The organism is Dietzia aerolata, from assembly GCF_014144865.1.
Lineage (GTDB): Bacteria > Actinomycetota > Actinomycetes > Mycobacteriales > Mycobacteriaceae > Dietzia > Dietzia aerolata.
Genome location: NZ_JAALDM010000243.1, coordinates 1 through 2,007 on the forward strand (window position 1 = coordinate 1; position 2,007 = coordinate 2,007).

The window sequence follows — 2,007 nt, forward strand, 5'->3', positions numbered from 1 at the left end:
GCGGATCGCGTGGCTCCGGTCGCGGTGTCCGGTCGCGCTGGGCGGCACCGCGCGACGGGGCGCCGTCGACGTACCCGCGGCGCTCGCGTGCACGACGCCGGAGTTCTGCGGCCTCCTCGGGGGTGAGGTGCCGGCGCCTGGGGTCGTCGGTCATGGGATCGGACTCTACTTGCCCGCGGCCCCGGTCGGCGTTCCCCGCCGCGCCGTCGAGTCGAGCATCACAGCCGGAAAGGGCCCGCTGCGGTCGTCGCCCGGGGCCCGCTCACAGCCACGTGACATGCGGCGCGAGCAGGGCATATCCCAGAAATGCGACCACATCGAGCAGCGTGTGCGCCACGATCAGCGGCCACAGTCGCCGCGTGCGCATCCACCACAGCGCGAACACGATCCCCATCGCCAGATTGCCCACGCCGCCGCCGAAGCCCTGATACAGGTGGTACGACCCGCGCAGCACCGCCGTGCTGATCAGTGCGACCGTCGGCGGCACCCCGATCTGGCGCAGCCGGACCAGCAGGTAGCCCACCACGAGGATCTCCTCGGCGGCCCCGTTGCCGGCGGCGGACAGGATCAAAACGATGGGCCGCCACCAGGTCTCGGTGAGCCCCGACGCCGCCACCTGCAGATTGAAACCGGTCGCGACCGCGCCGAGGTACAGCGCCAGTCCGGGGATCCCGATCACCGCCGTCAGCGCCAGGCCCCACCCGAGCTGCCGCCACGGCCGGTCGCGCACGAGCCCCACCGCGCGCGGCCCGATCCCGGTATTCGCGAGCACCACCAGCGGCAGCAGGGCCCACGCGGTCAGGCGCAGCACGCCGAGCAGTTGGTAGGCGAGGTCGAGCCAGGAGTGGGTGGAGCGCGAGACGTTGAGCGCGGCGGTCTGGTCGGCGAGGTCGTCGGGCGCGAGGACCGCGGAGACCAGGTCGAGCACGGCGTAGAGGCCGGAGAGTCCGAAGGTGACGAGGAGGACGACGACGACTTCGGCGATCAGCAGCCGCCGCACGTGCGGGTCGCTGACGGGGGCGAATCGGGCGGTGTACCGGGCGAACGCCTCCCGGGGGTCGAGTGCCCGTCGCAGGCGACCGTTGACTCCGGGGGACTCGGCAGGGGAGGCGTCGCCGGGCGGGGTGGTCACTCTCCGTTGTCCTGGATCCGCACGTTGTCGACGATGCCGTTGATCCACCGGGGGCCCGGGGAGGACTGCTGCGAGGTGGTCACGTACGCCACCCACCAGCGTTCGTCGCCGTTGCCGAAGACGGCGGCGTAGACCAGTCCGCCGGAGTCGGCCTGCGCGGGATCGTCGGGCACCACGACGTACGACACGGCGGCGCCGGTTCCCGTGTCGTTCTCCACCTCGTGGGTGCGTCTGTCGTCGCGGATGCCGGTGACGCCCAGGATGTACTGCTGGATCGTCTCGGCCAGGGCGGTGGCGGCGCCTTCTGGGTCGGAGATCGTGGCGGCGGCGATCCCGGGCTCGAGGGTGCCGGCGAAGATCTGGGTGTCGCTGCCGGCCCCAGAGTCAGACGGAACCAACTCGAGGGAGCCGAATTCGGCCTCGGAGGCGGGGCGCCAGCCCACCGGGACCACGATCTCAAGGCCCGACATCTCATCGACGTAGAAGTCGCCGTGCAGGGTCGAATCCCGGGGCAGCACCGACTCGGGCGTGGTGACCACGGCCACGAGGATGAGCAGGGCGAGCAGCCCGAGGGCCACGTGCACCGTGCTCGGTCCCCGTTTCTCCTCCGGGGTGAGGTGCGAGGCGTCCGGGGCGTCGTCCGGGGCCGGGGTGTAGTCGGCCGCGTATTCCGGGCCGGCGGAGTCGTCGGAACTCATCGGTGGAAAGCGTAGCAACGCCCGGGTCCGTGGATGGAGCGCCGACGGACTCCCGCCGGCTCGGGACGCTGCGTGACTCCCCTGCACTGCATCGACGGCTCTGCCTGACGCCGGTGCATTACATCGGGGGCTCTTCCGGGCTCCGGCGGGCGGAGGCGGTGGCGCACGGTGTACACC

The 2,007-nt window shown here is 71.9% G+C and carries 2 protein-coding genes; both read right to left on the reverse strand.

Annotated features, from left to right (window positions below; genetic code table 11):
* Window positions 1-262: 262 nt before the first annotated feature.
* A complete protein-coding gene (locus tag G6016_RS13710) occupies window positions 263-1,075 on the reverse strand; it encodes a CPBP family intramembrane glutamic endopeptidase (protein WP_187354609.1) in 813 nt (270 codons plus the stop codon).
* A 53-nt stretch (window positions 1,076-1,128) separates the two neighbouring features.
* The gene (locus G6016_RS13715; protein ID WP_182633191.1) at window positions 1,129-1,830 is read right to left on the reverse strand and encodes an APA family fibronectin-binding glycoprotein; all 702 of its coding nucleotides are present in this window, start codon (window positions 1,828-1,830) and stop codon (window positions 1,129-1,131) included.
* Window positions 1,831-2,007: the final 177 nt, after the last annotated feature.

Excerpts from the sequence above, each read along its gene's own strand:
- G6016_RS13715 (WP_182633191.1), bottom strand. The coding sequence starts at position 1,830 with ATGAGTTCCGACGACTCCGCCGGCCCGGAATACGCGGCCGACTACACC.